Source organism: Actinoplanes sp. NPDC048791 (genome assembly GCF_040650095.1).
Lineage (GTDB): Bacteria > Actinomycetota > Actinomycetes > Mycobacteriales > Micromonosporaceae > Actinoplanes.
Genome location: NZ_JBEZGQ010000897.1, coordinates 1 through 3,416, shown reverse-complemented (window position 1 = coordinate 3,416; position 3,416 = coordinate 1). Strand labels below are relative to the sequence as shown.

General features: G+C 71.1%; 4 protein-coding genes. 3 read left to right on the top strand and 1 reads right to left on the bottom strand.

Annotation, left to right across the window (positions count from 1 at the left end; genetic code table 11):
* A partial coding sequence (locus tag AB0C29_RS39300; RefSeq protein ID WP_360831721.1) for an NAD(P)-binding domain-containing protein occupies positions 1–638 on the bottom strand: 638 nt, incomplete at its 3' end.
* An 88-nt stretch (positions 639–726) separates the two neighbouring features.
* Between AB0C29_RS39300 and AB0C29_RS39295 the strand changes: the two genes are divergently transcribed.
* From AB0C29_RS39295 to AB0C29_RS39285, 3 genes are all read left to right on the top strand, one after another.
* Positions 727–1,119 carry a helix-turn-helix domain-containing protein gene (locus AB0C29_RS39295; protein WP_360831718.1) on the top strand — a complete coding sequence of 131 codons (393 nt, stop codon included), beginning with the start codon at positions 727–729 and terminating at the stop codon, positions 1,117–1,119.
* Positions 1,120–1,132: 13 nt separating this feature from the next.
* The gene (locus AB0C29_RS39290; RefSeq protein ID WP_360831716.1) at positions 1,133–1,966 is read left to right on the top strand and encodes a metallophosphoesterase; all 834 of its coding nucleotides are present in this window, start codon (positions 1,133–1,135) and stop codon (positions 1,964–1,966) included.
* A 187-nt stretch (positions 1,967–2,153) separates the two neighbouring features.
* Positions 2,154–3,416 (top strand): amino acid adenylation domain-containing protein (locus AB0C29_RS39285; protein ID WP_360831714.1); only part of this gene is annotated, 1,263 nt, incomplete at its 3' end.

The window sequence follows — 3,416 nt, the reverse complement described above, 5'->3', positions numbered from 1 at the left end:
CCGGCGAAGCTGCCGGTCATGGCGGCCAGGAACGGCGCCTGCAGCCGGGCGAACTCGGCCGCCGGGACGCCCTCGGCGGCGAGCATCGCCGCGCCGTGCAGGAAGCCGGCGACCATCGTGTACATGCCGGTGAGCATCGCCATGTCGTGGAGCGCGGCGAGTCCCGCGTCAGCACCGAAGAAGGTGCTCTCGCCCCACCGGTCGAGCAGGTCACGCTGCTCGTTGAAGACGGCCTCCGCGCCGGCGTAGAAGATCGCCGATCCGGGGCCGCCGATCATGGCGGGCACGGCCAGGATCGCGCCGTCGAGGTAGGCGATGCCGTGGCCGGCGGCCCACGCGGCGAGCTCCCGCGATTCGGCGGGTGTGGTCGTGGTCAGGTTGATCAGGGCGCGGCCGGTCAGCGCGGCGGCGACCGGGTCCAGGACGTCGTGGACCGAGCGGTGATCGAACAGGCAGACGACGACCGCGCCGTCGCCGGTGACGGCCTTCTCGACGGTGCCGGCGGGGATCGCGCCGCGGCCGGCCAACGGCTGCGCCCGCCGTGGGTCGCGGTTCCACACGACCGTGGGAAGGCCGGCGTCCAGCAGTGTCTCGGCCAGGGCTGTGCCCATCGCGCCCGTACCCAGGATTGTGGTCATGGGTATTGAGGATTTGCCCGTACAGTCGGTCCGGCAAGTACCCACTATTTTGTTCGGTACTTACCCAGAGGTAAGTGTGGAGGGGACGATGGCAGCCGGCGCGAGGCGTGGACCGTACATCTGTGGCATCGATGCCGGGATGGACGTGGTGACCGGTAAGTGGAAGTCGTTGATCCTCTGGGAGCTCAACACCCACGGCGTCCGGCGCTTCGGTGAGCTGCGGCGGGGACTGCCGGGGGTGAGCGAGAAGATGCTCGTCCAGCACCTGCGGGAGATGGAGGAGGACGGGCTGGTCGACCGCGAGATCTACCGCGAGGTGCCGCCCCGCGTGGAGTACTCGCTGACTCCGGACGGCATCTCCCTCAACGAGGCCCTCAGCGCACTCGGCGCCTGGGGTCAGCAGCGGGTCAAACGCCTGGCCGCTGAGGGCAGCCTCGTCGAGGGCGTCAACCCGCCACCCGGGCCCGCGCCGGAGCTCTGACATGATCGATGCGGTGACCGGGAGCCTGTTCGCCGTCAGTGATCTGCACGTCTCGTACCCGAGGAACAATAAGATCGCGGGCCGGCTGCGCCCGGAGTCGGCGGACGACTGGCTCATCGTGGCCGGTGATGTCGGCGAGGTCTTCGCCGACGTCGAGCAGACCCTGGCCGGGCTGCGGGACCGTTTCGCCACGGTGATCTGGGCGCCCGGCAACCATGAGCTGTGGACCCACCCGAACGATCCGGTGCAGCTGCGCGGCGTGGAACGCTACGACGCGCTCGTCCGGATGTGCCGGGACAACGGCGTGCTCACCCCGGAGGACGACTATCCGGTGTGGACGGGGCCGGGTGGCCCGGTCACGGTGGCGCCGCTGTTCCTGCTCTACGACTATTCGTTCCGGGTGCCCGGGGTCACCGGCAAGGAGGAGTCGCTGCGCCGGGCGTACGAGGCCGGCGTGGTCTGCACCGACGAGATGATGCTGCATCCGGCGCCGTTCCCGGACCGGGAGTCGTGGTGCTGGGACCGGGTGGCACGGACCCGCGAGCGGCTGGACGCCATCGACCCGGCGATGTCCACAGTGCTGGTCAGCCACTGGCCGCTGGTACGCGAGCCGACCGACGTGCTGCGCTATCCGGACTTCGCGCAGTGGTGCGGCACCGAGCTCACGGCGGACTGGCACCGGCGGTACCGCGCGACCGTGGCGGTCTACGGCCATCTGCACATTCCCCGGACGACCCACTACGACGGCGTCCGCTTCGAAGAGGTGTCGCTCGGTTACCCACGGGAGTGGGTCCGTAGGGGCACTCCCCCGCAGCCGATGCGCCGGGTCCTCGGCGACGGGTCATAGGTACGCCCAGCTCGTTGCCTTGACCACCGTCAAATCCACTTTGTACCGGACACGCTCCTAAGACTCTTTCCAGACCGATTTTGTGCACTTTATTTCCGGTGAATTGTCTCATCTTGATCCGCCCACGCTGAACGAGCAGATTGGCACGGTCTGAGCACGACGGCGTGACAGCGGAGGAGACGAGCCATTGATCAGCTCTGCCGAAGAGGCCCGGACCCTGCCGGAGATGTTCGCCGCGCAGGTCGCACGCGCCGGCAGCGACCCGGCTGTGGTCGCCGACGACGCCACGGTGTCCTTTCAGGAGCTGGACGAGCGGTCGAACCGGCTGGCCCGCGTTCTGGTCGCCCAGGGCGTCGGTCCCGAGGTCGCGGTCGGGCTGGTGCTCAACCGGTCGATCGAGTTCGTGGTCGCGGCGCTGGCGGTGGTGAAGGCCGGCGGCAGCTACGTCCCGGTGGACGCCGCCTACCCGGCCGCGCGGGCGGCGTTCATGATGTCGGACGCCCGGGTGCGGTGCGTGGTGACCACGACCGCCACGCGGGCCTCGGCGACCGCGGGCGTCACGGAGCTGGTGCTGGACGACCCCAAGACCGCTGACGAGATCGCCTCGAACGACGCCGGCATCCTCCGGGACGCCCAGCGGCACGCCCCGCTGCTGCCGGAGCACGCGGCCTACGTGATCTACACGTCGGGCTCGACCGGCCTGCCCAAGGGCGTCGTGGTGACCCATCGCGGCGTGACGAACCTGGCGACGGCGCAGCGGACCCTGCTCGGGCTCGGCCCGGGCAAGCGGCGCCTGCAGTTCGCCTCGGTCAGCTTCGACGCGTCGGTGTCCGAGCTGTGGTCGACCCTGCTGTCGGGCGCGACGCTGGTCGTGGCGGACGGGTCGCGGCTGGTGCCCGGCCGCGCGCTGGCCGAGCTGGTGGCAAGCCGCGGCGTCACCCACGTGACGCTGCCGCCGTCGCTGCTGTCCGCTGTGGAAACCGGAGGTGGGCTGCCGGACGGCGTCACGCTGGTCGTCGCCGGGGAGGCCTGCCCGCCCGCGACGGTGGCCCGCTGGTCCCGGAACAGGGTGATGCTCAACGCCTACGGGCCGACCGAGACGACGGTCGCCGCCACCGTGAGCGAGCCCCTCGGTGCGGAGGGGACGCCGCCGATCGGCCGGCCGATCCCCAACGTCCGGGCCTATGTCCTCGACGACCACCTGCGGGAAGCCGCGACCGGCGAGCTCTATCTCGCCGGTGCCGGCGTGGCCCGCGGCTACGCCGGGCGGCCGGCCCTGACGGCCCAGCGGTTCGTGGCCGACCCGTTCGGCCCGCCCGGGGAGCGGATGTACCGGACCGGGGACGTGGTGCGCCGGCTGCCCGACGGCCAGCTGGAATTCGTCGGCCGCGCGGACGCCCAGGTCAAGATCCGGGGCGTACGGGTCGAGCCCGGCGAGGTGGAGGCCGCG

Coding starts and splice junctions, on each gene's coding strand:
- AB0C29_RS39295 (WP_360831718.1), top strand. CDS start 727: ATGGCAGCCGGCGCGAGGCGTGGACCGTACATCTGTGGCATCGATGCC.